The following is a 26,898-nucleotide window of genomic DNA, read 5'->3' as shown; positions in this document are numbered from 1 at the left end:
GCTTTCTCCCGAAAGGCTTACGGACACAGAAAGACGTACTGTATTTCAGTACGTCTTTTCTCATACATCCCTATTTACCTTAACAAATCGGCGTTCCGATTCTTTCATTTTTTAATCGAATCTGTTCCTCTTCTTCGATTCTTCTGTTTTCTAACTCACTTTCTAATTTCCGATACCACTTTCCCTTTTTACGTGTGAAATACGTCTTTACTTCTACATACGGTATCCAAATATCACATGCCTGCATTCGTTCCATCACACTATCTATCATATATTCTTCTTCAAAGCGTTTAGGTTTTCTCAAATACATGGCGATAAAACCTCGATATTCTTCTTGTAGCCATTCTGCGATCAAATTCTTCTGATTCTGCTTCAAATGTGACCATTTCTTGTTCGTTTGGAGAATTTGACCATTCACGATATCATGATTTTTCATCGTTCTCCCTCACTTTTCTCACCGTTATTTATTCTTTTATTATACCATATTCTCATTTTTTCAATGACAGACTATGCCACTATCCCCCAAAAGGCTAACAGTTCCGCAAGGAACAGGTCGTATTTTCTTCCGTTTCTCTTCAGAAAATCTCCACCTTTGGAGAAGGGCCACTTCACCTTGTTTCGCAGCCCTCTCCATCCTTGCCCAACTCTTTTCGGCACGTCAACGTATCGTTGCTAAGCTGACGACAAAAAAGGAAATCTTTGCGTTCTTCAGCTTACACGTCATATTGTACGTGCCGAACCGCCTGTACGATCGTCCATTGATTCCACGTATTTCATGTATCGTTACGTCAATCATGGGGACTAGCCCCCATACCCCCAGCTAGCTTCTGCCAAAAAAGAAGGGGCCATTCTAAAATAAAGATATGCATTATTACATATCTTTATTTCTAAGAAACATGGTATGATGTATATTATTCCCTTTAACTGTATAGCAAGTTACTACTCATTTGTATTTATCTATTTTCAGAAAACGACTGTATGATACAGTCGTTTTCTCATTCATGTCTGGGCTACTTTCTTTTTCTTCGGAAATACAAACTGAATTTTGTCTTCATCTAATTGTAAATACGCATCAAATTCTTTTTCTAATTTTCCTTTCAACCCTTTCAACAACGTCGTTTTCTTTCCCTCTAACAGCTTTATCATATTACTTTCACTAATTTTCTGTCCTAAAAATTCTTTCGAAACAGAAAACTTACAACTCTTTAGACTATCCTTCGCATATCCTGAACAACCATATATCGTTTTCTTATCTACGACTGGCTTTCCACAGGATGGGCACTCTCCTATATGATGTTCACTTTTTCTATCTTCCACAAAATCGTTTATTGCCCATGAGTTTACTTGGTCTTTTGCTTCGTTGATGAGTTTCTGCGCTAACTTTTTGGAGGTTTCTACGAAAGGCTTATCCTTTTTCTTCCCTTCTCCAATTCCCTTCAAATATACTTCCCATTTTGCAGTTAATTCTGATGAACCGATTGCAGTATCTTTAATGGCTTCCACCATCATTTTCCCTTTATTGGTTACATGTACAATGTTCTTTTCAATTTTGATATACAACAGTGTTTTGATTCTCTCTATAATTCCTGATCTCGTTGCTTCGCTGCCAATATCATGTTTTGCCATTACTGTAATCAGTTGCCCTTCTGTATATAGTTTAGGAGGTTGTGTTTTCCCTTCATGTAACTTGATCTCTGTTTTCTCTACAGATTGACCTTGTTCTACAAGAGGAAGAGTCTGTTCTTTTTGATTCTCTTCCTCCTCTTTTCCAAACACGACTTGCCATCCAAGATGGGTGATTTGCTTCCCTGTCGATTTAAAAACCTCGTGATTCACTTCAGTGAACAGTTCTGTTTGATTATACGTCATAGGTTCATAGAACGTTGCTATGATGCTACGTACAACCTCATCATAGAGCCATCTTTCTTCTTTGGATAAGTTTTCTAGGTTAGGAACTTGATTCGTGGGAATCAGTGCATAATGGTCTCCACATTTTTCATCGTCCACGTATGCTTTTTGCTGTACAATCATGTCTCTTTCTTTTTTTTCAATCAGAGTTTGATAATCTTTAATGTTCACGAGCTTTTCTAGAACACCTGGCAACTGTTCGGCTTCCGCTATATTTATATTTTTTATTTAGCTTTGCTTGTAAGCTCGACAGATTATATAATTTCGGCGCTTGTTTCGATTTTTGTTCCACTGTCACCTTTTGTATACGTGCTGTATGCTCTTGCAATTGTTGCAACTTTTCCTGTGCTTCTTCTTTTGAATGGAGTTTCATCATGTTATGATCTTGGAGGAGTTTTCCGACATAGGGTATTCCATTCGTATTAAAATGCCCATGAATTTCATAGAATGATTGCACTTTAAAATGCTCTAATTCTTTCTCCCGTTGGCGAATTAAGTGTAACAAAGCTGATTGTACCCGTCCTGCACTGAACACCTCTTTCACGCCTTTCTTGTCTCGGAACAACAACGTAAATACTCGTGAGGCATTCATGCCTATAATCCAATCGCTAACAGAGCGGGCTTGTTCTTCTAAATAATAACTATATGTTTCTTCTGCATCTCGCAAGTTTTGAAATCCTTTTCGAACAGCTTCCTTGGTCATACTCTTAACCCACAAGCGTTTTTGTGGTTTGTCGTTCACGCCTGCCATAATAATAATATTTTTTGCAATCGCTTCTCCAGCTCTAGCAGGATCAGTCGCAATAATAATTTCATCTGCTTTTTGTAGCCATTGTTTCGCATTTTGAAAAATCGACTTTTTATCTTTTGACACCTTCATTTTAAACTCTTCTGGAATAATAGGCAGTTGGTCCATACTCCAGTTTTTCCATTCTTCTTTATACTCATCAGGGTTACATAATTCGATGAGATGACCGAGTGCCGAAATCATGACGACTTCTTCGTCTCCAAAGATTTCTTTGTCCTTCACCGTAATATGTGTACCTTCTCGTTTAGCACTTTGAAATGCTTCGGAATAACTTTTCATTTGTTGCGGTTTTTCACATAGTATCACTTTCACGTGGATTCCCCCTTGAATTGAATTACAGTTAGAACTTCCGTTCTTCCTATTACTGTTCTATTTCCGCCCATCCATCTGTATAGTATTCTGTAAAAAAGTTTGCAGGGTCTGCATTCCATTCTTCGATACACACTCTACCTAAACTATTTTCTAATTTTTTGAATGTAATTTGAAAATAATCATGTAAGCGCTTCAACTCATGTAAGTTATAATTCTTCAATTCTCCTTCAATGAGTGTTTCATCTCCATAAGGAATCGTCATGAGTGCCTTGATTTTCTCCAAAAACTTTTCATTTTGTTCTTGTTCTACTAACATTTCTTGCTCAATTATTTTTTTAAAATTACGTAAGTAAAACCAGCTTGGCTCGTGAATATGTTTTAAATAAACACCTTCCCAATTGTGATGCATTTCAATTTCAACATACTCTTGATCCCACCTTCTTGTATGTGAAGTAAATCCGAAATATTTACACAATATATTTTCCAAAGGGGAACCGATGAACCAATTATCCTTTACTCGTTTACTTTTCATATTTAACACGATTTCTTCAATATGTTGTAACAGTTTCCGAACTATGATTTCAGCATGATGTGTAGATACATATATCGCTCCCTTATCATATCCTAAGCTCAAATTATGATAGATTCGATATACAATTTCTTTTCTTTCTTGCACTTCTATATATTCTTCCAACTGTTCTTGTTTCATCATGATTCACCTCTTCACATTTAGTCATTTAGCAATATACACATTCCATGATTCTAATTTTCTTTTGCAATACTCAATATGCTCTGCTACTGTACAAGTCGTACCCGTATTAATATATAACTCATTTGTTGTTTCTTTATATAGAAGGGAAAGAAGCATGGAAAAAATAAACTTCACTTCTCTCACGTAAGGTTGCAATTCAGATATCGGCATGTCAATATCGCCCATTGTAAGATAGTACCCTCGATATCCTTTGAATACATCATTCTGGTAATCTCTTGGACTGGTATGAAACTTTTCAAAATCCCCCACATAACTGCACCAATTGAATTCTGGAAGTGTTACTAAGAATCTTCCGTTCCCTTCATGGTTATACACCTGAATTTCCATATCTCCCACGTGTGGAATCCCAACTTGTGCATATACACATCCTGTAGCATCAACATGAATCCTCCATATTGCCAGATTCGCATCACCATATCGGAATTGTAACTACTCAGCCACCTTTCGGTGGCTTTTTTTAATTTTACTAGTTTCATATGCCTCCTATTTGTAAATACTGAGTATATCAAACAGGGGAGGTGAATATTATGGTCGATCGAAAAATTATTTTAGATACATATAAAAAAGGACCTGAAGCTGTTATTTCTTTATTTGAAGAAACATTTTCTAAATTAGAAAAACGTATACAAGAACTAGAAAATGCTTCAAAAAAAAACTCCAAAAATAGTCATAAGCCACCTTCTACAGATGGTTTAGGTAAGCCTGTTACAAAAAGTTTGCGCAAACCGTCTCATCGTCAAACCGGTGGCCAGTTAGGCCACAAGGGACATACTCTTGGTTTGACAGCGACTCCAGATCATACGATTACACATTCTCCTACATATTGTACTTGTTGTCATACTTCCTTGAACCACGAGCCTGTAAAAGGGTATCGCATTCGCCAAGTGTATGACTTACCACCTATTCAGATTGAAGTGACAGAACATAAAGTAGAACAGAAAGAATGCCCACATTGCCATTCTATCCAAGAAGCCCAATTTCCTTCGACAGTATCTCGTCCTGTTCAATATGGTCCAAATATAAAAAGACTGATTCCCTATTTAACGCATTATCAATGCATTTCTTTGAAGCGAACAAAAGAATTCTTTCAGGATTGTTTTGGACATTCTATAAGCGAAGGAACCCTGGTAAATCATACACAGGCTTTCGCTTCTCAATTGCAGCCATTCATAAAAAAAGTAACGGAAAAGATCCTGCAGTCTCCTATTGTCCATTTTGATGAAACCGGTATGCGTGTAGAAAACAAAACACAATGGTTACATACTGCCAGTACACCGGAGGTGACATTGCAACATATTCATCACAAACGCGGAAAAGAAGCAATGGATGCGGGCGGAATTTTACCGTCTTTTTCTGGAATTGCGATGCATGATGGTTGGAAATCGTATGATGCGTATACAGATTGCCGACATGTATTATGTAATGCCCATCTCTTACGAGATTTGCAAGGAATTATAGATAGTACGGGGCAAAAATGGGCGCAACAGATGCAGAAATTTCTCACGCAAGCTTTAACGCTGAAAAAACAATACAAAGGAAATCTGCCAAAAGTAAAGCAACAGCACCTGTTTACTGTTTATCAAGCTATATTGAAAGAACAACCAGTCTTTTCTACAGAATTAAAAAAGAAAAGAAAGCAGACGCCTGCTCAAAATTTATGGAATCGCTTCGTCAAATATGCTGACAGAATTCTAGCATTCTTAGAACATCCAGACATTCCATTTGATAATAATCAAGCGGAACGGGATATTCGAATGACGAAAGTCAAACAGAAAGTGTCTGGGACTTTCCGAAGTAAGAAAGGCGCAGAATCTTTTTGCCAGATACGAAGCTTTATGAGTACCATGAAAAAACAAAAACAATCTGTCTTACAAGCGATAGGACAAGTTATAGAAACCGGAACGGTTCCTTGGAATCGCACAACTTCATAAGAGAAATTCTCTGTTTGATTTAGATTCTTTCTCTTATTGGAGTCTTTTCTTTTTTATGTTTTCGAATGAAAACATGTATTTGGTATGCCCTTTTTCCTAATTAAGCTGAGTAGTTACTCGGAATTGTTGTTCCAAATCCTTCACCTCAATTTGTTATATAGAATCAAGTTAGGGTCAACTCACATACTGCAATTTCAAAAATAAATTGATGGTAAACTGTTTTTCCAAGCATTTTCTTATACTGATTTAAAGAATACATTCTTAGCAACACAAATGTGTTGTGCATCAATCCTGCTGCCATCATTTCCACCACTTTCTACAAAAATCAAATTGTATTCAATAATTTAATAATGGAAATGAATCTTTGGGTACCCTCGCATAACTTCCCGCTGAAGTTTCTATTTTTACATCTGAAAATGGTACAAATCTATTATTAATAAATACCTCTAACTTATCCAAACACCAATAAATTCTAAGTTCATCTTTAATTGTATCAAGAATCATATTCTCACCTTTACCAAAAACCCTGCCATAAAGATAATTTTCAATTAATCCATATTCTTTTTTCATGTCTTTTACTGCAAAAGTACACATAATAGACATCTCTTCATCAATTGGGATGTATCTTGAAAATACTAGTTCTTTGGGTTGACCGAACATCTTTAATAGCTCATTAGCATAACTAAATACCTCAGTTTTAATTACATCTTCTATTTGTTCATATTCTTCTTGCGAAAGTTCAATCTTTAATTCAAAATACAAATTATTAAAAGTACAATCTAACACTTTCATTCCGCTTCTTTCCCTTCATGTAATTTCTAAGAAAAATCATATTTCTGTAGAAAATTCAAATTGTATAAAGATTCCTCAAGCTTCTCTTCTATGTTGTCGTTGTCCCTTTGATATCCTCATACTCTTTTTCTTCGATTTTCGGATTTGCTCTCCCATGTACTCCAGAACACGAGCAGTTATTTTTTCTGGAAAGAATCCTTGTCGTTCTAACAGAATGTTCTCAATTACCCATACTTTTCTTGTGTAATACTCGTATTCTCCGCCTGTTTCATCTGCTGTCGCTTGCAAAGTACGTTCTTCTTTAGATGCTTTGTTGAGTAACTGTAAACCGTAATACGTTTGACTGCGTGCTTCTCTTACTTCCTTTAGCAACACATACAAATCGTAAGTATGATACTGCTTCAACTCTTCTACAGACTGATGAATGTGTTCTAAGAAGAGTTGTTGTTGCATCTTAGTGAACTCAAAACGCTCACCATTTTGACAAAGCTGTAAGACACCTGTTTGTTGTTCCCGAATACGACCACCACAGAATTCACAAATCTCTTGTACTACACCATTCTTATCAACTTGTATCGGAGTTGCACAGTATGGACAGTTCACGATTACCACGCTACCTTTCTGTTTATAAAATATGTTACTGATCATTCAAACGCTTCGATTTTCCTTACATGATTCTTTATCTCGCCTGTTTATTTTCTAAAATAGCTAATCGAATTAACTTCAATTTAATATGCGGACTGAGTGACATCCATTCAGACACTGATATTTTCATAGTCGTTCCTCCCGAAATAGGTTATATAACTTATATAACCTATACTACTCCTTTCTTACTCTTGTTGTCAATATAAGTTATATAACTTATACTATAAAAAGGAGGTGTACTACATGGCAGTTGACAAAGATATATATAAGCAAATTCTTGTTACATTTACACATGAACAAGTTCAGAAAATAGAGACATTTTGGCATGAAAACAAGCTCAAAAATCGAAATGAAGCGATTCGTATGTTGGTTGAAAAAGGGTTACGTCATCAAGAATGACCTAACTCTTTTTCTGTTTCCTTCATAGACATTCTGTTTTCTTGTTCCATCCCTTGGTTATTTTTTCTATAAATAGTATGATCACACTGAGTACGATAGCTACAAGCAACATAATACCGGCAAACAATCCTGTATGCATAGAATTCATCTCCTTTAACAAGAATGAATGTTCCGTATCCTATTTGTACAATACTTTCTTTTCTCACTCTAACGTGAGTTCCTGTTCTCTATACACCCTTCTCATTTTTTCAGGTCCTCTCATATATTGTTCCTCTAGTAACCGTTCTGGGCTTCCCACACTTCCTCTCACCTGCAAATACCATGTTTGATCCTCTCTTCTCAAACATACGTTTTCTCGCTGTCTCTCTTCTTTATTGTATATTTCCAGATTTACTTCATCTTTTCTCAGGTCCATACGACCATACTTTTGTTCTAACCGTTGGAATACACCTTGTTGTTCTTTGGTATATAATCCAATAGATAAGTCTCCATTTCCAGAACGCTCACAAATTAATCCTGCTTTTCTCATTGCATCTTCTGTAATCGTTAGTGCTTTGCCATCTGGAATTTCCAAATTCCCACTAATCGGCCGGATACATTCACTGTAAGTTGTTACTTCTCTAAAATCATGTTTCCGTATGACTTCCTGTAGGGCTTCTTTAAACTGTTCTATCTTATTTTCTAACTTCAGTTCATTCGATAATTGATTACATACATCCATTGTTTTTTGTGAAATACGATGCATCTCCGGTAAAAAATTCTTTACGGATTCTATATCCTTTGTTGCCCGTATCACTTGATCGAAATCAACTTCTGGATTCGGGAGCTGATAATGCTTTGCTACAACATATTTCACAGCCTGCTCTAATGCTTTTTCATGTTCCTTTAAATACACATAATCCGATTGTTTGCACTGCACTTGAATATACTGTGAAAGCATTTCTCGAAATTTCTCCGCTTCTCTCAATTTCTCCATTGTGTGCGTATGTAAAAAGGTCACTTTCTAACACATGAATATTCGTTTTGATTGCAATATGTGTTTTCAGTTTCTCATATAGTTTTTCAGCATCTAATTTGACCTTTTCTGTTAATTTGGGTTCTTGCAATTGAGCAGCATCATATACTTTTACTTCTTTTGATTCGCTCACAATCACTTTCCCATTTTCCTTGCGTAAGAACGGAACACGAAGCCGAAAGCCTTCCATTCCTTCTTTCATTTTCTGTCCTACCTGTTTCCACCGACTTTCCCCTTGTAACATCGTAATATACAAAGGTTCCTTTTGTTTCATTTGTCTCTCCCTTTCTTGCTGAAACAGCAAGATTTGATTCGCCAAACTGTAATAAGGAAAGGTAGACTGTATGTCTAAGATTCTTTTCATATCTTTTTCATTTTGAATCACTGACTGTAAATTTATTTGCATGATACTTCACCAACCCTTTCATATAGCGGTTCATAACGCTTTTCATCCCCTATGAGTACTTCCAAGAATCCTATGATTTGATATTCTTCCGTTCCATCCATCTCTTCAAATGTTTTGAAAAGACCTTTCTTCGCATACATTGGTTTTTCACTGCCTAAAATTTCATGATATTGTAGCAAACAGAATCCCTCCTTTTCTTTAAATGGGTAACTCACCGAACTTAGGTTCAGAACTTTCTACATCCCTCTGCTGAGATTCCATATCACTCGTTTCCTCATAAGCAAGCATTATATCTTCATCCTCGTCTTCCCCTTCTCTTTCTTCATTCTCTTTACTTTCAGAAGGCTTTGAACTTTTCTTAGAAGAAGGAGGGGAATCAGTGTCTGTTGTTTCCTCTGTAGAGACTAGGTTTTCTTCTTTGTTTTCCTCTACATGTTCTGACTCTGATGTATTCTCTTCTTTCTCCGTCGCTGCTGTTGTCGTTAAGACCGGAGCAAACACTGCAAAATCCTTTGCTAGTGGATTATCTTCTTTCTCTTTCTTTTGCTGTTGTACAGCGTTTCCTTTTTCATCAATTGGTTCTAACGGAACCGCTTCCTCTTTTGAAATCATGCCCTTTTTCAGCATGATTGGGCGATATTTGGTTTCATAGTTTTTCATAAAATCGTGGAAGACTTGAAACTGCCATGCTTTCTCTAATTTCACTGGATCATGTCCTGATACAAACAAGTAACAATCATTCTTCTTAATGCGAATCAAGTCCCCGACTGGGATTAAGCGTCTTTTCACATATTGCTCAGACACACTTTTTGACGTGTTTTTTGAACCATGTTGAATACTGCTCGTTTTTACTTTTGCAGTCGTATCATCTGCAATACCACTTAAATATTCAGCTGTTTTCTTATCCTTTGTTCGGAGAAACAGAATGGTATCATGGTTATTAATAATCGACCTCGTCATTTCATGCCCGTATCGTTTCTTATCTTCCAATTGTCCAAAATCCTGTACGACTGTCATCATGACTATATCCAGTCCTCGGCATGTTGATAGTACTTTTGGATACTTTTCAATTGTTCCGATATTCGAAAATTCATCGAACAAAAAGATAGAACGAATCGGCACTTTATTATTCGAGGAACGCACCGCAATTTTGTAAAACACTTCAATTAACTGATCGAAAAACATGGCAGTCAATTGCTCAAATGGGTTTTCATCCATTGGAATTTTTACATATACAATGGACTTGTGTTTTTGTAAATCCTCAAATAAAAAATCACTCGTTTCCGTTAATCCTGCCACCTTTCGCAAAGCGAAAATACCGATTTGTTGCGCCATGGTAGACATAATCCCCATTTTTGTACTTCCTGCTGAAAGACTCGCTAATCGAAACAGATGATACGCTGGATGCTCTTCTGTTAAACTTGCAATTACGTCCTCAAAATACTCCGCTTCTCTCCCTGCCCGCACTGCAAAATCAATCACATGCGTCATATTCGCTTTATCTTTATATTCATTTTTAACGTATAGAATAATGGCGCTTAGAAAGGCTAAAGCAGATTTCGTCCAAAAGTCTCGGTTTCCTTCTGCTGCATTTTTCGCAATAATATTCGCTACTGCTCTCGCATCTATATCATCTTTTACGTTATCTAGTGGGTTATATCGATGACAATTGATAAAGTCTACAAAATCCACCAGATAGACACGATACCCTTGGTCTTGCTTAATCAAATGCGTATCACGATACAATTCACCTTTTGGATCCGAACGAATGATCGTTTCCTCTGTATTGTTAATGAGATTCGGATAGACATATGCTTGCCCTTTCCCCGAACCAGGAGAACCAATAATCAGTACATTCGCGTTGTCTACTTCGGTGTCTTTTTCCATAATCAGTACTTGTTTTTTCTTTGGCACTTTTCCCACAATCGTTCCTCGTGCCATTTGAAAAGTTTCTAGGGGATCTTTTTTATACTGATTATTCTTCGAAAACACTTTTCCATTGATAAGATTTTTCATCCCCTCAAATTTCCCTTCCCCATGCACCGCATACTCACTTGCATCTTCATACTTTTCTTGCAGGAAGCTCTTTCTTTGCCAATACAGCATACTTCCTATGCTGACAAATGGGATACTATATAGAATCGTTTGTAATTGCCCCTGTGCTTCTCTTACAAAAGAAAAGAGCTGGAGGGGAGACTGCAAAATGCGTGCCATCTCTCCGCCCTTTTCCACTAAACAGAACAAACCAATCGCAACATAACTCAAAATCAAGGAAGTGATACAACAAAATGTAATGACTTTCCATGCATCCTTTTTTACATTCACTTTGGTTGTCCTCCCTGCTGTATTTGTTCTGATAGTTTCTTATTTTCAGATATCGCTATTTTTAGCTGCGCTACCAATTCTTTTACTTCTTTTTCATATTTTTCTTTCTCTTTCTGCACGTTTTCCTTTTCTTCTTTTACTTGCGTGATTTCAGACTGGACAGCTTTCTGTTCTTGATTGGCTGCCATAACAGGTTGCACATTCTTTTGTACAAAGAATACGTTCAATCCAATGGAACAAACCAACGTTCCCAGCAACACTTGTTGCTTTCTAGAAGAAAAGAATGTTGGCCATCTTGTTTCCTGTTCTTCCGCATGAGATCTTTCTTTTCTCCGAAACGGCATCTGCCATGTTTTCCAGAATGTCAAGGACGGAAGCGTAATAACTACCTTTCTTTCTACTGGTTCTCCTACTACAGGTACATGCGCTTCCAAAGCTCGTTCTATCTCTTCTATTTCTTTACAACGTAATAAGTCTTCCGCAAATGTAATCACGTGATCTCGTTGGTCAAAGAAATCTGCTTTTTCTGGTTTTCCAAGTATACTGGTACGATTTGTCATCGCAATCAATAATAACTCCCGCAAGGCTTCTACTTTATCTTTTTTCTGGTGAATGGGGATTTTCTCTATTTCCACCATGTACGTTTTCACCATTTCTTCTTTCACATCTACCAAGAAATTCAAAGGATGTAATAATACTTCTATTTCTTGTTTGACAATATGAACCAAACTTTTAAAATACAACAATTGCTTTTCAAACGGAATACTTCGTAAATGGCTATATCCTTTTAAACCCTGTACCTTAAAAAAGAATACCACTCGGTCGTTCACCATCTCAATTCGGTCAGCAACTACATAACCATTCGACTGTAATACCCGACTCATCACGTCTTTATAGAGGGTTTCTGCTTCTTGTTGATCGACGATTTTGCTTTGGGTCACAGAATAGCTATAACGTATTTCATTTTGCAAAATTTCAAGTTCACCATATCGGTTTATCGACATTTTCTCGCTCATTCTTGCGTCCACTCCTTTATCTATTACTGTACGCCGTCTTTCTCAATTTCTTTTCTTAAGCCTTCCTTTTTTACTCCATCATAACGAGCATCTTCATTATATTTTGACAGTGCTATATTACTTACAAAATCACCTTCATAAATGGTAATTTTCCCATCCTTCTGTTTAAGGAATTCTAGGTACATACTAACTTCTTGGGCATTTGCATTTGGTTTCGGATGAGAATACGAAATTACTAAAGTATGAACCCCAAGATATGGATAATACTTTTCTTCCACTTTCTCCACTTTTAACTGTTTGACACAATATTGTACCGTACACATATTATCAGTTGGTTTATCTGTACAACTTATATGTGAATTCATGTCAAACATTTTTGGTAGACGAATGTTCGAATCAATCATTTCTTTCCCCTCAAAAATACGATTCTTATTCTTCTCCTGTAACTGATCTTGTACACCTTCTATATCCCGAAACGTGTACGTCTTTTGTTCTTCTACAGTCGTAAAGAAATCGAGACCTATCTGTTCTGCTTTCTTCATATCTCTCTTGGTAAATATTTTTTCTGTATGCTTTGTACTCTGTTCTTTTTTAGAAACGGTTTCTGTTCCAGTATCACTTGTGCATCCTGCTAACAAAGTCATAGCTAACATCCCCGTCATCACTAATTTCTTCATTCTGTTCCTCCTATCGTCTTCTTACAAATTTCATCATGGTTCGTGTCGTATTGGTCGACATACCAAATTGCCCCAGTATAGAAGGAATGGTTAACGCTAAAACAAAGAAGGCTAGACCAAGAAATAAATTTTCATTTTCACCGTATCCGATTGGTGGTGTTAAGAGAAAATTAAACCCTAATGTCACTGCTAATACTTGCATACCAAACGTCAGAAATGTCGCTAACCATAATCGAATCCAAAAATCATAGAAATTGAGATTATCATTTACTTTCGTTACGATGGCTAACGGTCCCATAATAAATAAAATACCTACGAGTGCTGTCCGATATAAAAATTGTAACACGAAAATGAAAATCAAGATGCCCATGATAAACATAACGTAAAAAGCAAATTCCCCCGCAAAAATGGTTTGGACCGCAATTCGATCAATAAAATCCCCGTCCACTAACTGTTCAGTAATCCCCTCTACAAAAAATTGCTGCGCTTTTAATACCCACCTCAAAATATCTTGATACAAGTACAGAACGATACATGTCACAAAGATTTGTACGATCTTATCATTTAACACGACAGAACCATCTTCTGCATCTAGCATTCTAAAACTCATAATCTTCACTGCATGAAACATAATAAAAATGATTAAGAGTGTTTTACAAAGTCCCGATACCCCTTCCTGATATTTCAAATATCGTTCATTCTGTAACACATCATCGGGTTTTAAAATAAAATGATTAATCTGCTTCTCTGTAAATTTCATCGCCCCTACGCCAAACTGGAAGAAAAAACTATTGATATTGCACATAAATTCTAGTTTTCCACACGTAAAAGCTTTTTGTTTACTATCATAATTTTTAATTTGTTCCTGATATATATCTGGGGCTTTTTTAAGCTCTTGTTCATGCTTTTTATATAAATCACCTTTCTCTGCATACGCTACAGACGAAGAAAAAGGTGAAAATACAGAGCTGATCAGGACCACAAAAGACAGACATACAAGTATTCGTTTCCACATAGTTACAATCCCCTCCCTTTTTGTTACAATATAAATAAGTAAATGGTTAAGAGTATCCCTGCTATGAGACAAAGAAAATGAAATTGATACTCTTTTACTTCCTTTTCCGTCATTTCTTTGTTGTAAGTTAAGAGAAATTCTCTTTTCTTACGGTCAGCCATCTTGTTTAGAAACGAAACAAGATGGCTTTCTATTTGTTTTCCTACCCTCATACAACCGATACACACCCTCTGACCGATACGCTTCATTCTCTCAACTCCTACTGTTGGATTTGTTTCCGCAATTCTTCATCTCGGCTATCGGCGCCTAACACCGTTTCATACGTTTCACATTTCCATTTCCCATTTTGTAATACCCAGTTTCCTTTTACCGTAATGACTTGCTTATATACAGACGGTACATCTTCTCTCCCAATATCATAAGTCGCTTCATACGTTGCATACGAAATCGCTTTTGTTTTTTCCTTATTCGTAAAAGATGTGTACACTTGCTGGATTTTCGTATTCTTGACAACAACCTTGCTATGTTCATGCTCCTCGACTTCTTTTTGTAGCTTCTTTTTTGCGTCATCTGTTAAGTATTTAGCCATTCCACCTTCAGATACAGCCGTTGTAAACTTTTCAGCATCTTTTTTTAATTGTTCTTCAGATTGATATGTTGCTAATTTTGCTTCTAACTCACTTTTATCTCGGTATGCATCGATTGCAAACAGGGCAACACCTAGCGTAAGTAACGAAATGAAAATCATCAACAGTTTATCCCTCACGATTGTTTCTCTCCTTTCAAATAGGGCTCTGGGTCTACTCGTTGCCCATACGGTTTCCCAAATTGTACTTCCCAGTGCAAATGAGGTCCTGTAGAGTCACCTGTCGTCCCGCACGTGCCGATTTGTTGTCCTTTTGACACCGAACTACCCATTGACACTTGAACGTCCGTCATATGCCCGTATAGGGTGTAATAATCACCATGATTTAACACCACATGATGACCGTATCCACCACCCCATCCACTTGGTATCGCAACTTCTACTTTTCCTTCTCGTGCCGCTTTTAGAGGGTCACCTTTTTTGCAAGCTAAATCAAGTCCCTTATGAAATTGTCCTCCTGAACCTGTCGGGTTATCACGGCCTCCAAATGTAGAAGTAATTTGAAACGTTGGAGTTGGAATGGCAAGGTCACCACCTGTTGTACTACCCGTGCCACCTGTTCCCCCAATCACTTGACAATTCATAGAAAGACCACCGAACTCATTCACTAGTTTATTAATCGTGGGAACCCAGTATTGATTTTGACTAAATGGGTCATTGCTTGCTCCAATCGGCGCATATTTCGCCCCAATTTTCTCAACGGTCATAAGTCCTTGGGAAATGTAATTTTTATAGAGGTTGCGAGCCATAAATTCAATTCCTTCTCCAAGCGTTCCAAATCTACGAATAGTTCTCATTGCGTTTTCCCAATCCATAATCCCACCTGGATTATTGTATTCTCTCACCGCTCTTGATTTTCCGAATCCTGTTTCATGAAAGGCAATCGAGATGAGTAATACGGGATCAACCTGATTTTTCTGACCTGCCTGAATAAAATCATCTGTATGCCCTGAAAATGCCCCGGCTGCATCTATTTTTTGCTTAAGAACATCCATGTTATATGTACCATTCGTACAAATTGCACCTGTCGTTCCTGCGCCGCTGGCTGATTCCTCTTCCCCCATACTGAAACATGCCATCACAAGTACAACGAGAAGTGCGATAAAGCCAACTACACAAAGTGGTATGCTCATTTTTTTGAGTATCATGCCTTTCACAACACTCTTGGCTGTATCTTTTAGCATATCAACTCACCTAATTTTTTCTTTTGAAACCATAACTGTTCTTCCACACCTGTGAGCACGACTTCCAATTTGATTCGTTTTGCTCCAGTAGAATAAATACCTTTTCCTACTTGCTCCTCTTTCTTTCCATCTATAATTTCTAGCGTATTCAATTCTTCTTGGGAAAACTTCACACCAATTGTGTTCTCTACTGTTTGAATCTCACTTTTCTTCATCGGTAAATACAGATGCTGAATACTTTCAGAAATGACCGCCCCACCATAATTTCTTATGCCATCTGTCGCCGATAAAAAATCCACAATACTTTGCGTTGCGGTTACAACACCACAATTAAAAGAACGTAATACTTTTAGCATAAAGTAGAGGTATTCCATCGCAACTGGTACTTTCGGATCCGCAATAATATGAGCTTCATCGATATACAATTTTGTCGGTCTTTTATCTCCTCCTGTAATTTCTGCCATTAATCGGCTCAGTAAGATAAAATACACCACTCTCTGTGCTTTCTTTCGGTTATTGAGTGCGAAAATATCAAATGCAAGGAGCGGATTGGAAAAGTCTACTTTTGTATGTCCATTGCAGATTTTTGCATATAACCCATACGCGTAAGCGTATAAGGTAGAATGAAAGGATTCTAACTTTTGATAATCTTCCGTTTGATTGGCATATTCGCTGATTTCCCCGTTTTTCATCTTCGCTAAGTAATCATACAATTCCGACATGATAGGATAATCCTTTGCTTCTAAACGTGAGCTATCCGTTTCTTCTGTGATACCATGCTCCGCATAAAAGGCAATCAATATTTTAGAAAGAACATCCTCTTGCAGATCCGTCATCTCAGGGTACATCAATTGAAACAATGTAAGCAGTGTGGAAATGTTACTATATAATGGATTTGTCCGTCCTTCTTCGCTATAGGCATACTTAGGAAGATCGAAGGGATTGACAACCTTCGTGCCTTCAAAACTAAATTTCACATGCTCCCCGCCTAATGTTTCAAAAATCGGACCGTACTCTGCTTTCGGATCAATCACACGGACCAAAATATCAGCCATAAAATCACGCATCATATCGGTAAAAATGGCTGTACTTTTTCCTACACCAGAAGCACCGATTACCAATTTATGTTTATTAAATAACGCTTCCTCTTCTACCACCACTACGTTACCCGTCGTAATATTCTTTCCTCTGACCACTCCCCGTTCATGAAAATACTCGTTCTCATGAAACGGAAAAAATTGTGCCACAGCTTCTGCATTCATCTCCCTTTTCGTCAAGGATTCTACCTGATTGTGATTGAGGGGAAGAAACGAATCGAATGCCTTCTTCGCCCGTATCGTTGGAGAAAATGTCTTACTAAACGAACCAAATTTTGTCTTCACTGTCGTTGTTAAACTTTCTAATTCTTGTAGCGAAGAAGCCACAAGATGAATCAATAGCGAAAATTCAAATACTTTTTCATTTTTGAAGTTCAACATATGAAGTCTCATTCTGGCCGCTTCGATCTGCGCTTTTGCTTCTTCTTCACTATTTGCATTTGTTGCATTCTCTAACTTTTGTTTGTTTTCTGTAATGGAGGTACTGAGTTTCTTTTTGACAATGGCAGCATCCATTTCTCGAATGTAACAAATGACGGAAATATTATCACTCATTTCATTTGCTTTCTCAATTTGATGATGGTCTAACACTGTACCATATTCTACTACCACCAGTGTTCTCGTATAATTACTTCCTGATCGCACATACGTCTCTGTTTCGTGAATACTATCTGGTGAAATTTGATTTAATACATGATTGTTATAATCCGCAAAGGACTTCTGGATACTCCCCTTCGATTTCACAAATGGTAAAGGAATTTTGTTTCTCCATTTTGAAAGTCTATACCCCACTTTGCATACCCCTCTCTACGTAATTTTGTATTGCATATCCGCTTCCCAACGTTCTCTCTCTTCCCTTTTTGTTTGTTCCCCGATTGACATCGGGAAGGCCGACGCTTGAAAACTTGTATTCACTTGTGCATTTTCATAATCAATACAGGTATACATCAGACGAAATAATTCATCATTATTTAATGTTTGCGCTGATAATTTGTAATACCCTGTCAACATATTCTCAACCAATTGCTTCATCACATCTGCTTGGTTTTTCAGTTCCTGCAATACCTTTTCTTTCGAACCTTCCGAAAATTTCTTCGAAATGATGATATACCGTTTTTGCGTGACCATATTTTTTGATTTTTGAATTTGTTCGATGTGTTGCAAGTACCCCTTTTGCATACAGCGCTTCGCATGATCTGCCGTCACATCGCCATCGAATTTCTCTTTATACATATTGTAATAACTTTTCAAATTGACAGGTTGCGAGATTCTTGCGATTTGAATATCAATCTCTCTTGGCTTCTCATTCAGAAATGTTTCATACGAACCATAAATTCTTTTTTTATCTTCTGCATGTAGCAAAGATAAATTGACACTCGAAACTTCTATCACTTTTACTAACGTATCTTCCCTCGTTTCATAACAGTCATTATAAATATTTCGAATGCCTAGTACTTCTCGAATATCCTGTTCTTTTTGTTTCCGCCACCACATGAGTTTCTGCCACCATTTTTGTGCCATCTTCCCCTCTCCCTTTGTATAAAAAAATTGTTTCTTTCTCCATTTGTACTGCGCTTTCCAAATCACCCGATATTCCAAAAAAGATAAATTTTTACGAACAGGATGTGGAATGAGTAAAAAAGTTAATACAAAACACATGGGAGAAAATGCGAGAATTGCATAATCTAGTTTATATTCTCCTAACATATACAGTGTGCCAACTACAAGTCCTCCGAAAATGGCAAATGGTAGCGTAATAAACACATCTCTCCATGCAATTTTCCAAATTAAATACTTTTTTGTATCAATAGCAAGGGGAAGATCAACCTTCCCCTCCTCCTTCATTTTTTCTTTCCGATTCATGGCATCTACTATTGAATGATTCACAGCGTCTCACTCCCGATTAACCTAATTTTGCTTTTACATAATCAATAATCTCTGGAGCAAGTAAATATAGCACTAAACAAATCACAATTGTTTTTAACGCACTTTTGAATTTACCAGCATGTTCATCCCCACCAAAACCTGCACCAGCTGCACACACCAAAATACCAATAATAAAGATTGTGATAAAGGTAGATTTCCAGTCCGTCATAAATGCGACCAATAAAGCGTTTAATTTCCCAAACATATCATTCCCACCTTCCCTATTTATTTTTTTGTTCGCTCTTGTTGTGCCTCTCTCCCGTTACATCTCCTACGAAATAAGCGGATCTATTCCCTGTATCCTTTCCCAATCAACCAAATAAAGTGTTACGTATACCCCCACGATGAATAGGACTGTACAAAACAAAACAATCATTACGGTTCTTCCTACCATCCAGTTCTCTCCTTTCTTCGGCTCTCTTGTCTCTTACGTTGTTTCCACTTCTCCTTCCATTCCACTGCATTTGCTTTCGGATCGATAATATACACAGGAGATTTTTTCGCTTCCCTTGTATGTAACAACAGCTCATTGTATGTGTGCTGTCCCATTCCCCTCATGACATGTCACCTGTTTCCTTCTCATTCGGTGTCCTTTCTGTCTGTACAGGCTTTTCCTCTTCTGGTTGTTGCTTCTCTACTGGTGGTGTAGCAGGTGGGTCTTGCTTTGGTTCTTCTACTACTTTGACTCCCACTTTCGTAACAGAACGATTTCCCGCTTGATCAGCTGCCATCACTTCTACTGAAATATCTCCTGCTTTACTCGTATCATACGCTCCAATCGTTACGGTAGGGTTTGCATCCTGATTATCTTGTACGGTAACCAAATCTTGCGGTAATACTTTCGCTCCAACTTTTACGGTGACATTCTCTTTTGGTTTAATGACAGGCGCTTCGGTGTCTTTATTTTCATTTACATCTATTACTTTCACCGTAACCATGACACTTGCCTGATTGCCAGAGCAATCTACCGCAATGACTTCTACTTGTATCTCTCCCGCTTTGCTTGTATCGTACTTACCAACAGAAACAACTGGATTTGCATCCTTGTTATCACTTACCGTAACTACATCTTGTGTGGAAAGAATATGGCCAACTGGCACTATAATATTCGTAACTACTCAGCTTCTTCAAATAAAAAAACAGGCCAAATACATGTTTCCGATTCGAAAACATGAAAAGAAAATACTCCAATCAGAGAAAGAATCTATGCCAAATAGAGAAATTCTCTTATGAAGTCGTGTTATTCCAAGGAACCGTTCTAGTTTCTATGACTTGGTTTATCGCTTGTAAGACCGATTGTTTTTGTTTTTTCATGGTACTCATAAAGCTTCGTATCTGACAAAAAGATTCTGCGCCTTTCTTACTTCGGAAAGTCCCAGACACTTTCTGTTTTACTTTCGTCATCCGAATATCCCGTTCTGCTTGATTGTTATCAAATGGAATGGCTGGATGTTCTAAAAACGCTAGAATTCTGTCAGAATACTTGACGAAGCGATTCCATAAATTTTGAGAAGGCGTCTGCTTTCCTTTCTTCTTTTGTTTCGTGGAAAGAATCTGTTGTTCTTTCAATATGGATTGATACATAATAAACAGATTCTTTTGCGTCGCTTTTGGCATGGTACCTTCGGATTGCTTTTTCATCGTCAACGCTTGCGTTAGAAATTTCTGCATCTGTTGTGCCCATTGTTCTCCAGTACTATCTATAATTCCTTGTAAATCTCGTAAGAGATGGGCATTACATAAAACGTGACGACAATCTGTATACGCATCATACGATTTCCAACCATCATGCATCGCAATTCCAGAAAAAGATGGCAAGATTTCTCCAGCATCCATTGCTTCTTTTCCACGTTTTTGATGAATATGTTGCAATGTCACCTCCGGTGTACTGGCAGTATGTAACCATTGTGTTTTGTTTTCTACACGCATACCAGTTTCATCAAAATGGACAACAGGAGACTGCAGAATCTTTTCCTTTACTTCTTTTATGAATGGCTGCAATTGAGAAGCGAAAGCCTGTGTATGATTTACCAGGGTTCCTTCGCTTATAGAATGTCCAAAACAATCCTGAAAGAATTCTTTTGTTCGCTTCAAAGAAATGCATTGATAATGCGTTAAATAGGGAATCAGTCTTTTTATATTTGGACCATATTGAACAGGACGAGATACTGTCGAAGGAAATTGGGCTTCTTGGATAGAATGGCAATGTGGGCATTCTTTCTGTTCTACTTTATGTTCTGTCACTTCGATCTGAATAGGTGGTAAGTCATACACTTGGCGAATGCGATACCCTTTTACAGGCTCGTGGTTCAAGGAAGTATGACAACAAGTACAATATGTAGGAGAATGTGTAATCGTATGATCTGGAGTCGCTGTCAAACCAAGAGTATGTCCCTTGTGGCCCAACTGGCCACCCGTTTGACGATGAGACGGTTTGCGCAAACTTTTTGTAACGGGCTTACCCAAACCATCTGTAGAAGGTGGCTTATGACTATTTTTGGAGTTTTTTTTTGAAGCATTTTCTAGTTCTTGTATACGTTTTTCTAACTTAGAAAATGTTTCTTCAAATAAAGAAATAACAGCTTCAGGTCCTTTTTTATATGTATCTAAAATAATTTTTCGATCGACCATAAGATTCACCTCCCCTGTTTGATATACTCAGTATTTACAAATGGGAGGCATATGAAACTAGTAAAATTTAAAAAAGACACCGAAAGGTGGCTGAGTAGTTACTAATATTCTCTTTTGGTTTAATCACAGGCGCTTCCCTATCCTTATCTGCTTCGGGGTCGATCACGGTTACTGTTACCCTCATACTAGAACGGTTGCCTGCTTGATCAATCGCCACCACTTCTACTTGGATGTTCCCTTCTTGACTGGTGTTATACGTTCCATTGATGGATAATAACGGATTGTTATCCCGATTGTCCATGACCGTAACTAGATCATGAGGATTTAGATTCTGTCCTTTTTGTACCATACGGTTCTCTTTTGCTGTCAGTTTCGGTGCTTCTTTGTCTACAGGGATTGTTGGTTCTTTTGGTGGGTCAATCACAGGAGGCTTCGGCTTCTCTCCCTCATCCCTATCTGTTGGCGGATCTATGACTGGTGGCTTGGGTTTATCCCCTTCTCCATCACCTATTGGTGGCATAACGACCGGTTGCTTAGGCTTATCGGGTTCTTTTGGCAGTTCTACCGTCACCTTTGGCTTCTCTATATCGGTTGATGGCATAGGTTTTTCAATTGAAATGGATTCTTTTGCATTGGGTGTATTCTCTAATGGTGTCAAAATAACTGGCGGTGATAGTTCAATTTTTGGTGGTTCGATGGCAGGCGCTGGTAACTTCTCTTGTTCTACCTTCGCTTTTTGATTCGTCTGAAGGATGGTTGTTAATTGTTTCGTTTCCTCTTCTGTCAAATATTTTTTGGCGATATTCGTTGATACAACTGGCATGGCATCTTTTTTTGTTACAGACTTTGTACCACCTACTTCTGGCCCAGAAATCTCTTGCTTCTGCCCTGTCTCTTCCTCTTTTTTTATTGTTTCTGTTTTCTTGTCTTTCTTCACTTCTTCCGTTTTTTTCTGATTCTTTTCTTTGGGAGACGCTTCTTCTTTCCCAAAACACCCTGTCAGAGAAGACAGGGCCAACACCGTTCCACTTACAATGGTGACCTTTTTCAAAAAATCATGTTTTTTACTCACTTTCGTTCCTCCATTTGTCTAGTTTTCTAGTCATCTAGTACTTGCAATCAACCTGTTGTATGGGTAGTTTTTGAGGGGTATGATGATATGCTCCCATGACAATTATTTCATTTTGTAATAAAAAGAGTTCCATCTGATCGTATCCACTGATACGACTAAAATATTCCGCATCTTGCATGCTATTTGTTCCAAAGAACAGCTTTCGATCACAATTCGTCAAAACCTGATTTGCAACGTCTTTCCCATGAATCTGTTGTAGTTGTGTGTGATATTTGACAACAATAGAGATTTCCATTTGATAGCCTCTCGTTACACACAATACTTTAGCTATATGTGGAATCGGATACATGTCATACTCATCCAAATACACTTGCATTGCTTGTATAGATGATTGTTCCAGGAAGATTTGAAGCATATTTTGAACTCGTTCCCCTCGTTCTTCATACGTACTTCCAACTACATCGACATGAATGTATAGAATAAATTTTTGCTGTGGATGACAAGATAACAATTCTTGAAGCCTTTCATGAAAACACGGACTGAGTAAATCTAACCGTAGTACTTGATACCCTTGTTCTACTTTCATTTGATGCGTGAAATAGTATGTTTCCTTCTTCATACTCTCTATGACAATGATATTCTTTTCCTTTTCTTGCCCAACATTCGTATGGATGTACAACCGCGTTTTACCTGTTTCCGTAGCACCCACTACATATACATTCGAATTGTTCCTCTTATCAAACTTTAATTCCGTGGTACCGATTAACATCTTTTTCACCTATCCTTTTCTCATTTCGTTACCTATCATTTCTCAACTCATACCCATTGTACATTTCACTTTTTACCCGCCATCCCTTTGCAGTTGAGACATTCAATCCAAATCTACTAACTTGCTTTTTTATGAGAACGATAGGCACGAATTGCTACAAGTCCACCTACTAACATGACAACTCCACCAATCCACATCCAATATGGATTCTCTTCTTGACCACCTGTCGTTGGAAGCTTATGTTCTACTTTCTTTGGTGCTGGTTCTGCTGCTTTCACAATTGGCTTTTCTTTGACAGGGTGTTCTACTACTTTTGGTTGTTCTGTTTGCACGGTTACATTTGGTGTCTTTGATGGTGTTTGGGGTTGCTCAGGTTTAGGCTGTACAGGCCGATTCTTGAACGTAACGGTTTGACCTTTATCTTGGATGTCACTATGCCTTGCCACTAACACATCGTTTTGATACACATCTTCAAATACCACCACTTCTTTCCCTTCCAGCGCAGAAGCACCGAAGGTGAAGTCTACTGTTGCAACACCATCTTTTTCTTTTGCAGTAAATATATGTTCCGCTGTTACTTCTTTTCCATCTACTACGAATGGTTGGTTTGTTGATTTATCCATGAGCTTTCCTTTTACCACGTACTCTTTCCCTACGATGAAGTCTTTGTACGCCACTTTATCTTGGATTGTGACAGCATTCTTAGCTTCTAACTCTTTCGAGCCATCCTCTTTGTTTGTTGCTGTTGTTTGAACAGAAGGTTTTACAAACTGAATTGTTTGACCTTTATCATTTATATCCGCATGTGACGTAACTATTTTTCCGTCTTTCCATACTTCCTCAAATACCACCACTTCTTTTCCCTCTAAACCAGTTGCATCAAAGGTGAAATCGAGTGCAATCGCACCATTCGCTTCTTTTGCTGTAAATGTAGATTCTGCTGTTACTTCTTTCCCCTTTACAACTAGGGGTTGATTTGAAGCTTTCTTCATTAATTTCCCTTTAATCGTGTATTCTTTTCCTACTTGTAAATCTTTGTAGACCACTTTATCTTGAATCGTGACAGACTGAGACGTGTGCATTTCTTTTGCTCCGTCCGTTTTATCTGTTGCTGTTGTTTGAATCAATGGAATCTTTTCATCAGCAACCGTATGCTTCACGATTTCCCCATTCTGCTTGATTTCAAACGAGAAGGCTTCTTCGTTCAACATGAATCCTTCGGGCGCTACAACCTCACGGTACGTATATGTACCGAACGGGATTTTACTAAACTTCGCAATTCCTTCTGCATTTGTCTTACCTTTTGCTACCATGTCCCCTTTTTCATTTCGAATCTCAAATTCTGCATGTGGTAGTTTTACATTCCCATCTGCAACATCCACTTTGGTTACTTCTAATTCCCCATAGATCGGTTGATTCTCAGCTGTAATCGTTGCAATTTCACCTGTTTTTACTTCTACTGTTTGTGGTGTATCCTGTAACACGTAGCCTACAGGACTTTTTACTTCTTTCACGACATAGGTTCCCATCTCAATATTATCTAAAGAGGCAATGCCTTTGTCGTTTGTTGTAATCGTTCCCATACTCTTCTGGTCGCTAGTTAACACCTCAAATACTGCTCCTGCCAATGGTTTCTTATTTTCATCCACTTTTCGGATTTCCAAACCACCCATCGATTTCCAAAAGACCTGTATATCCTGACTCACTTTCTGTTGACTGCGTTCTAATAGAACTGTCGCATCCTGAATGCTTTCCGTCCCCTTATATACAACAGCATGTTGATTTGTCAGGTTCGCTGTTACTTTCAATGACAATTCTGCACTTTTGGAGGATTTCGGCACTTGTACACGGAATGTTTCTCCTAAGGAAAACGTTTCTTTTGCTTCCCCTTGTTCTGTGACAATGCGTGTGCCAACTGGAGCTTGATTCAGCGCTACCTGATACGTCCCTTGCTTCGCATTACTTTCTACTGCATACACTGTTGTCTCAAAGTACGCACCATTCAACTTTGCTTCTTGCTTGTCAGTTGGTTTCACATTCATAAATACATCTTGTGTATCTTCCGTGTGATCCGCTGCATAACGAATGGCTTTCACAGCACGTTCTACTTCTCCATCCTTGAATTGTAAATCGGCTGGCTGTAGCTGACCTAGTGCCACCCATACAGAGAGCTGCGTGGCGTAATGTGCCTGTTGCCAAGTGGAAACCCCGAGTTGTTCTGGTGTTTTTTGCGGGTATCCATTTAGTAACACGCGATACACCACATCATCGGTACGTCCGATTTCGGGCAAGTCTTGCCCATCAGGAGATTTCTTCCCATAGACTAAACAATAGGCAATGTGCCCATTAGCATTTTTTAGGAGCTCTGTTCGGACATCTTTCCCATATTGTGGACTGTATGCCCACGCTATTTCGTATTTCTCGCGGTGGATGACTTCTGCACTCGCAGATTTCAGCGGAATCAGTACACTTATGAAGAACATACAGATACTCATCAAGACAGTAAAAGGTTTCGAATACACAATTTTTTTCGTCATATACTAGTAGCTCCTTTTTGAATATGCAATTGTCAATTTACAAAACTGAAAAGAACGAATATTCAGTTTTAATAGAACAAAAAAATATATCTTTTGAACAAATGTGCAATTACCAAATTCAAGTCTTGGAAATTGCTTATTTTTTATATAGAATGTACATTGTATGTATATTCTATATATCGAAGTATCCACATGGTATTAATTCGAATTATGTAGCTTTTGCTCGATAATACGCAGGAATAAACAACTGATCAAGTGGTTCATCTAGGAACTCAGCAATTTTTTGTGCTCTTTGTGCTAGGACACTCTTCCTTCCAGTTTCTACATCATATACTGTGGTAAGTGGCACATTACAAGCAATCGCAATACTTTTTGCACTAATACTTTTGGTTTCACGTATTTCACGTAATTTAGTCATGTCATCACCCCCTACTAACATTTTATTCGGCTTAAAGCGAAAAGTCAACACTTTAGTATTATTTTTACACAGAAAGGAATTCAGGTGGATATTATGGAAAATACTACATTCGGAAAAAACCTAACTAAACTCCGCGTAATTAGAGGCTTATCAAAAAAGGAATTTGCCAAAGCAATCAATACTCCATATAGTACCGTGGCAAGTTGGGAACGTGGGGAAAAGATACCCAAGATTGAACGTTTACCCACTATCGCTAAATTTTTTAATGTTAGCGAAGCCTACTTATTAAATAATGTCACAGATGATAATGATATCTTAGAATCTACAGAACTTCCAACTGACCCTATAGAACGAATGGCTCAAATTTTAATTGAAAAATACAGAAACATTCCTGATGAACATAAACCAAGAGTAGAGAAAGAAATATTAAGAATAGCTCAACTATTAAGGATTGAAATTGAAATGAATTCGCAGAACGGAAAATAAAAAGACTCTATGCAAGAGTCTTATAAACATCCAACTAGTTCTCTTCATTAAAAGAATCGAAAAAGTCCATTAAGTATTCATAAACCGTATTTTTGTCATCACTAATATTAA

At 37.7% G+C, this 26,898-nt stretch carries 30 protein-coding genes and 1 pseudogene; 3 read left to right on the top strand and 28 right to left on the bottom strand.

Annotation, left to right across the window (positions count from 1 at the left end; translation table 11 throughout):
• Positions 1–79: 79 nt before the first annotated feature.
• From MHI28_RS34640 to MHI28_RS34620, 5 genes and pseudogenes are all read right to left on the bottom strand, one after another.
• Positions 80–436, bottom strand: a complete 357-nt coding sequence (locus MHI28_RS34640; protein WP_065486610.1) for a transposase — start codon at positions 434–436, stop codon at positions 80–82.
• A 563-nt stretch (positions 437–999) separates the two neighbouring features.
• Positions 1,000–1,317: a topoisomerase C-terminal repeat-containing protein gene (locus MHI28_RS34635; protein WP_340829132.1), complete on the bottom strand. Its 318-nt coding sequence runs from the start codon at positions 1,315–1,317 to the stop codon at positions 1,000–1,002.
• Between the two features lie 138 nt (positions 1,318–1,455).
• Positions 1,456–2,995: pseudogene (locus tag MHI28_RS34630) on the bottom strand (DNA topoisomerase); the annotation flags it as partial.
• A gap of 82 nt (positions 2,996–3,077) precedes the next feature.
• Positions 3,078–3,740: a hypothetical protein gene (locus MHI28_RS34625; protein WP_340829111.1), complete on the bottom strand. Its 663-nt coding sequence runs from the start codon at positions 3,738–3,740 to the stop codon at positions 3,078–3,080.
• Positions 3,741–3,761: 21 nt separating this feature from the next.
• On the bottom strand, positions 3,762–4,136 hold the full coding sequence (locus tag MHI28_RS34620; RefSeq protein ID WP_340829108.1) for a hypothetical protein: 375 nt from the start codon (positions 4,134–4,136) through the stop codon (positions 3,762–3,764).
• Positions 4,137–4,327: 191 nt separating this feature from the next.
• Here MHI28_RS34620 and tnpC (MHI28_RS34615) point away from each other — a divergent pair, with 191 nt between their 5' ends.
• Positions 4,328–5,731: an IS66 family transposase gene (tnpC, locus tag MHI28_RS34615; protein WP_340828062.1), complete on the top strand. Its 1,404-nt coding sequence runs from the start codon at positions 4,328–4,330 to the stop codon at positions 5,729–5,731.
• A 163-nt stretch (positions 5,732–5,894) separates the two neighbouring features.
• Here tnpC (MHI28_RS34615) and MHI28_RS34610 read toward each other — a convergent pair whose 3' ends face one another.
• The 3 genes from MHI28_RS34610 to MHI28_RS34600 form a co-directional block, all read right to left on the bottom strand.
• Positions 5,895–6,032: a hypothetical protein gene (locus tag MHI28_RS34610; protein WP_157452966.1), complete on the bottom strand. Its 138-nt coding sequence runs from the start codon at positions 6,030–6,032 to the stop codon at positions 5,895–5,897.
• 35 nt (positions 6,033–6,067) lie between these two features.
• Positions 6,068–6,523: a hypothetical protein gene (locus MHI28_RS34605; protein WP_340829106.1), complete on the bottom strand. Its 456-nt coding sequence runs from the start codon at positions 6,521–6,523 to the stop codon at positions 6,068–6,070.
• A 75-nt stretch (positions 6,524–6,598) separates the two neighbouring features.
• Positions 6,599–7,126: a hypothetical protein gene (locus MHI28_RS34600; RefSeq protein ID WP_340829104.1), complete on the bottom strand. Its 528-nt coding sequence runs from the start codon at positions 7,124–7,126 to the stop codon at positions 6,599–6,601.
• A 285-nt stretch (positions 7,127–7,411) separates the two neighbouring features.
• Here MHI28_RS34600 and MHI28_RS34595 point away from each other — a divergent pair, with 285 nt between their 5' ends.
• A complete protein-coding gene (locus tag MHI28_RS34595; RefSeq protein WP_176545705.1) occupies positions 7,412–7,567 on the top strand; it encodes a hypothetical protein in 156 nt (51 codons plus the stop codon).
• 202 nt (positions 7,568–7,769) lie between these two features.
• On the opposite strand, the gene MHI28_RS34590 is transcribed toward MHI28_RS34595, so the two are convergent.
• The 20 genes from MHI28_RS34590 to MHI28_RS34495 form a co-directional block, all read right to left on the bottom strand.
• Positions 7,770–8,507: a hypothetical protein gene (locus MHI28_RS34590; protein WP_340829102.1), complete on the bottom strand. Its 738-nt coding sequence runs from the start codon at positions 8,505–8,507 to the stop codon at positions 7,770–7,772.
• Positions 8,443–8,988, bottom strand: a complete 546-nt coding sequence (locus tag MHI28_RS34585; protein ID WP_340829100.1) for a hypothetical protein — start codon at positions 8,986–8,988, stop codon at positions 8,443–8,445. Before MHI28_RS34585 ends, MHI28_RS34590 begins: the two co-directional genes overlap by 65 nt.
• The gene (locus MHI28_RS34580; RefSeq protein WP_065487010.1) at positions 8,979–9,167 is read right to left on the bottom strand and encodes a hypothetical protein; all 189 of its coding nucleotides are present in this window, start codon (positions 9,165–9,167) and stop codon (positions 8,979–8,981) included. The genes MHI28_RS34585 and MHI28_RS34580 overlap by 10 nt, the downstream gene beginning before the upstream one ends.
• 19 nt (positions 9,168–9,186) lie before the next feature.
• Positions 9,187–11,313 carry a VirD4-like conjugal transfer protein, CD1115 family gene (locus MHI28_RS34575; protein ID WP_340829096.1) on the bottom strand — a complete coding sequence of 709 codons (2,127 nt, stop codon included), beginning with the start codon at positions 11,311–11,313 and terminating at the stop codon, positions 9,187–9,189.
• Positions 11,310–12,329, bottom strand: a complete 1,020-nt coding sequence (locus MHI28_RS34570) for a hypothetical protein (RefSeq protein ID WP_340829093.1) — start codon at positions 12,327–12,329, stop codon at positions 11,310–11,312. Before MHI28_RS34570 ends, MHI28_RS34575 begins: the two co-directional genes overlap by 4 nt.
• Before the next feature lie 23 nt (positions 12,330–12,352).
• Positions 12,353–13,006 carry a hypothetical protein gene (locus tag MHI28_RS34565; RefSeq protein ID WP_340829090.1) on the bottom strand — a complete coding sequence of 218 codons (654 nt, stop codon included), beginning with the start codon at positions 13,004–13,006 and terminating at the stop codon, positions 12,353–12,355.
• A 10-nt stretch (positions 13,007–13,016) separates the two neighbouring features.
• Positions 13,017–14,021, bottom strand: a complete 1,005-nt coding sequence (locus MHI28_RS34560) for a conjugal transfer protein TrbL family protein (RefSeq protein ID WP_340829087.1) — start codon at positions 14,019–14,021, stop codon at positions 13,017–13,019.
• A 23-nt stretch (positions 14,022–14,044) separates the two neighbouring features.
• The gene (locus MHI28_RS34555) at positions 14,045–14,269 is read right to left on the bottom strand and encodes a hypothetical protein (protein WP_065487001.1); all 225 of its coding nucleotides are present in this window, start codon (positions 14,267–14,269) and stop codon (positions 14,045–14,047) included.
• An 11-nt stretch (positions 14,270–14,280) separates the two neighbouring features.
• Entirely contained in the window at positions 14,281–14,787 is a 507-nt protein-coding gene (locus MHI28_RS34550; RefSeq protein ID WP_340829084.1) for a hypothetical protein, read from the bottom strand.
• The gene (locus tag MHI28_RS34545) at positions 14,784–15,851 is read right to left on the bottom strand and encodes a peptidoglycan DD-metalloendopeptidase family protein (protein ID WP_340829082.1); all 1,068 of its coding nucleotides are present in this window, start codon (positions 15,849–15,851) and stop codon (positions 14,784–14,786) included. Before MHI28_RS34545 ends, MHI28_RS34550 begins: the two co-directional genes overlap by 4 nt.
• Complete coding sequence (locus MHI28_RS34540; RefSeq protein WP_256426097.1) at positions 15,845–17,740, bottom strand: VirB4 family type IV secretion system protein; 1,896 nt, start codon at positions 17,738–17,740, stop codon at positions 15,845–15,847. The genes MHI28_RS34545 and MHI28_RS34540 overlap by 7 nt, the downstream gene beginning before the upstream one ends.
• A gap of 15 nt (positions 17,741–17,755) precedes the next feature.
• Positions 17,756–18,835: a hypothetical protein gene (locus MHI28_RS34535; RefSeq protein ID WP_340829076.1), complete on the bottom strand. Its 1,080-nt coding sequence runs from the start codon at positions 18,833–18,835 to the stop codon at positions 17,756–17,758.
• A 16-nt stretch (positions 18,836–18,851) separates the two neighbouring features.
• The gene (locus tag MHI28_RS34530) at positions 18,852–19,079 is read right to left on the bottom strand and encodes a hypothetical protein (RefSeq protein WP_065487116.1); all 228 of its coding nucleotides are present in this window, start codon (positions 19,077–19,079) and stop codon (positions 18,852–18,854) included.
• Positions 19,080–19,261: 182 nt separating this feature from the next.
• Positions 19,262–19,423, bottom strand: a complete 162-nt coding sequence (locus MHI28_RS34525; RefSeq protein ID WP_340829073.1) for a hypothetical protein — start codon at positions 19,421–19,423, stop codon at positions 19,262–19,264.
• A gap of 5 nt (positions 19,424–19,428) precedes the next feature.
• Positions 19,429–19,974 carry a hypothetical protein gene (locus tag MHI28_RS34520; protein WP_340829069.1) on the bottom strand — a complete coding sequence of 182 codons (546 nt, stop codon included), beginning with the start codon at positions 19,972–19,974 and terminating at the stop codon, positions 19,429–19,431.
• Positions 19,975–20,101: 127 nt separating this feature from the next.
• Entirely contained in the window at positions 20,102–21,505 is a 1,404-nt protein-coding gene (gene tnpC, locus MHI28_RS34515) for an IS66 family transposase (protein WP_100910632.1), read from the bottom strand.
• Positions 21,506–21,572: 67 nt separating this feature from the next.
• Complete coding sequence (locus MHI28_RS34510) at positions 21,573–22,523, bottom strand: hypothetical protein (protein ID WP_340829066.1); 951 nt, start codon at positions 22,521–22,523, stop codon at positions 21,573–21,575.
• Between the two features lie 88 nt (positions 22,524–22,611).
• Positions 22,612–23,346, bottom strand: coding sequence for a type IV secretory system conjugative DNA transfer family protein (locus MHI28_RS34505; protein ID WP_340829130.1), 735 nt, complete (start codon positions 23,344–23,346; stop codon positions 22,612–22,614).
• A gap of 116 nt (positions 23,347–23,462) precedes the next feature.
• Positions 23,463–25,883, bottom strand: coding sequence for a VaFE repeat-containing surface-anchored protein (locus tag MHI28_RS34500; protein WP_340829064.1), 2,421 nt, complete (start codon positions 25,881–25,883; stop codon positions 23,463–23,465).
• A 208-nt stretch (positions 25,884–26,091) separates the two neighbouring features.
• Positions 26,092–26,301: a helix-turn-helix transcriptional regulator gene (locus MHI28_RS34495; RefSeq protein ID WP_065487111.1), complete on the bottom strand. Its 210-nt coding sequence runs from the start codon at positions 26,299–26,301 to the stop codon at positions 26,092–26,094.
• Between the two features lie 93 nt (positions 26,302–26,394).
• On the opposite strand from MHI28_RS34495, the gene MHI28_RS34490 reads away from it, so the two are divergent.
• The gene (locus tag MHI28_RS34490) at positions 26,395–26,787 is read left to right on the top strand and encodes a helix-turn-helix domain-containing protein (protein WP_098806416.1); all 393 of its coding nucleotides are present in this window, start codon (positions 26,395–26,397) and stop codon (positions 26,785–26,787) included.
• The last annotated feature ends 111 nt before the right edge of the window (positions 26,788–26,898 follow it).

Source organism: Bacillus sp. FSL K6-0268 (genome assembly GCF_038005425.1).
GTDB lineage: Bacteria > Bacillota > Bacilli > Bacillales > Bacillaceae_G > Bacillus_A > Bacillus_A thuringiensis_S.
The sequence above is the reverse complement of the archived record's forward strand: the minus strand, read 5'-3'. Positions and strand labels throughout refer to the sequence as shown.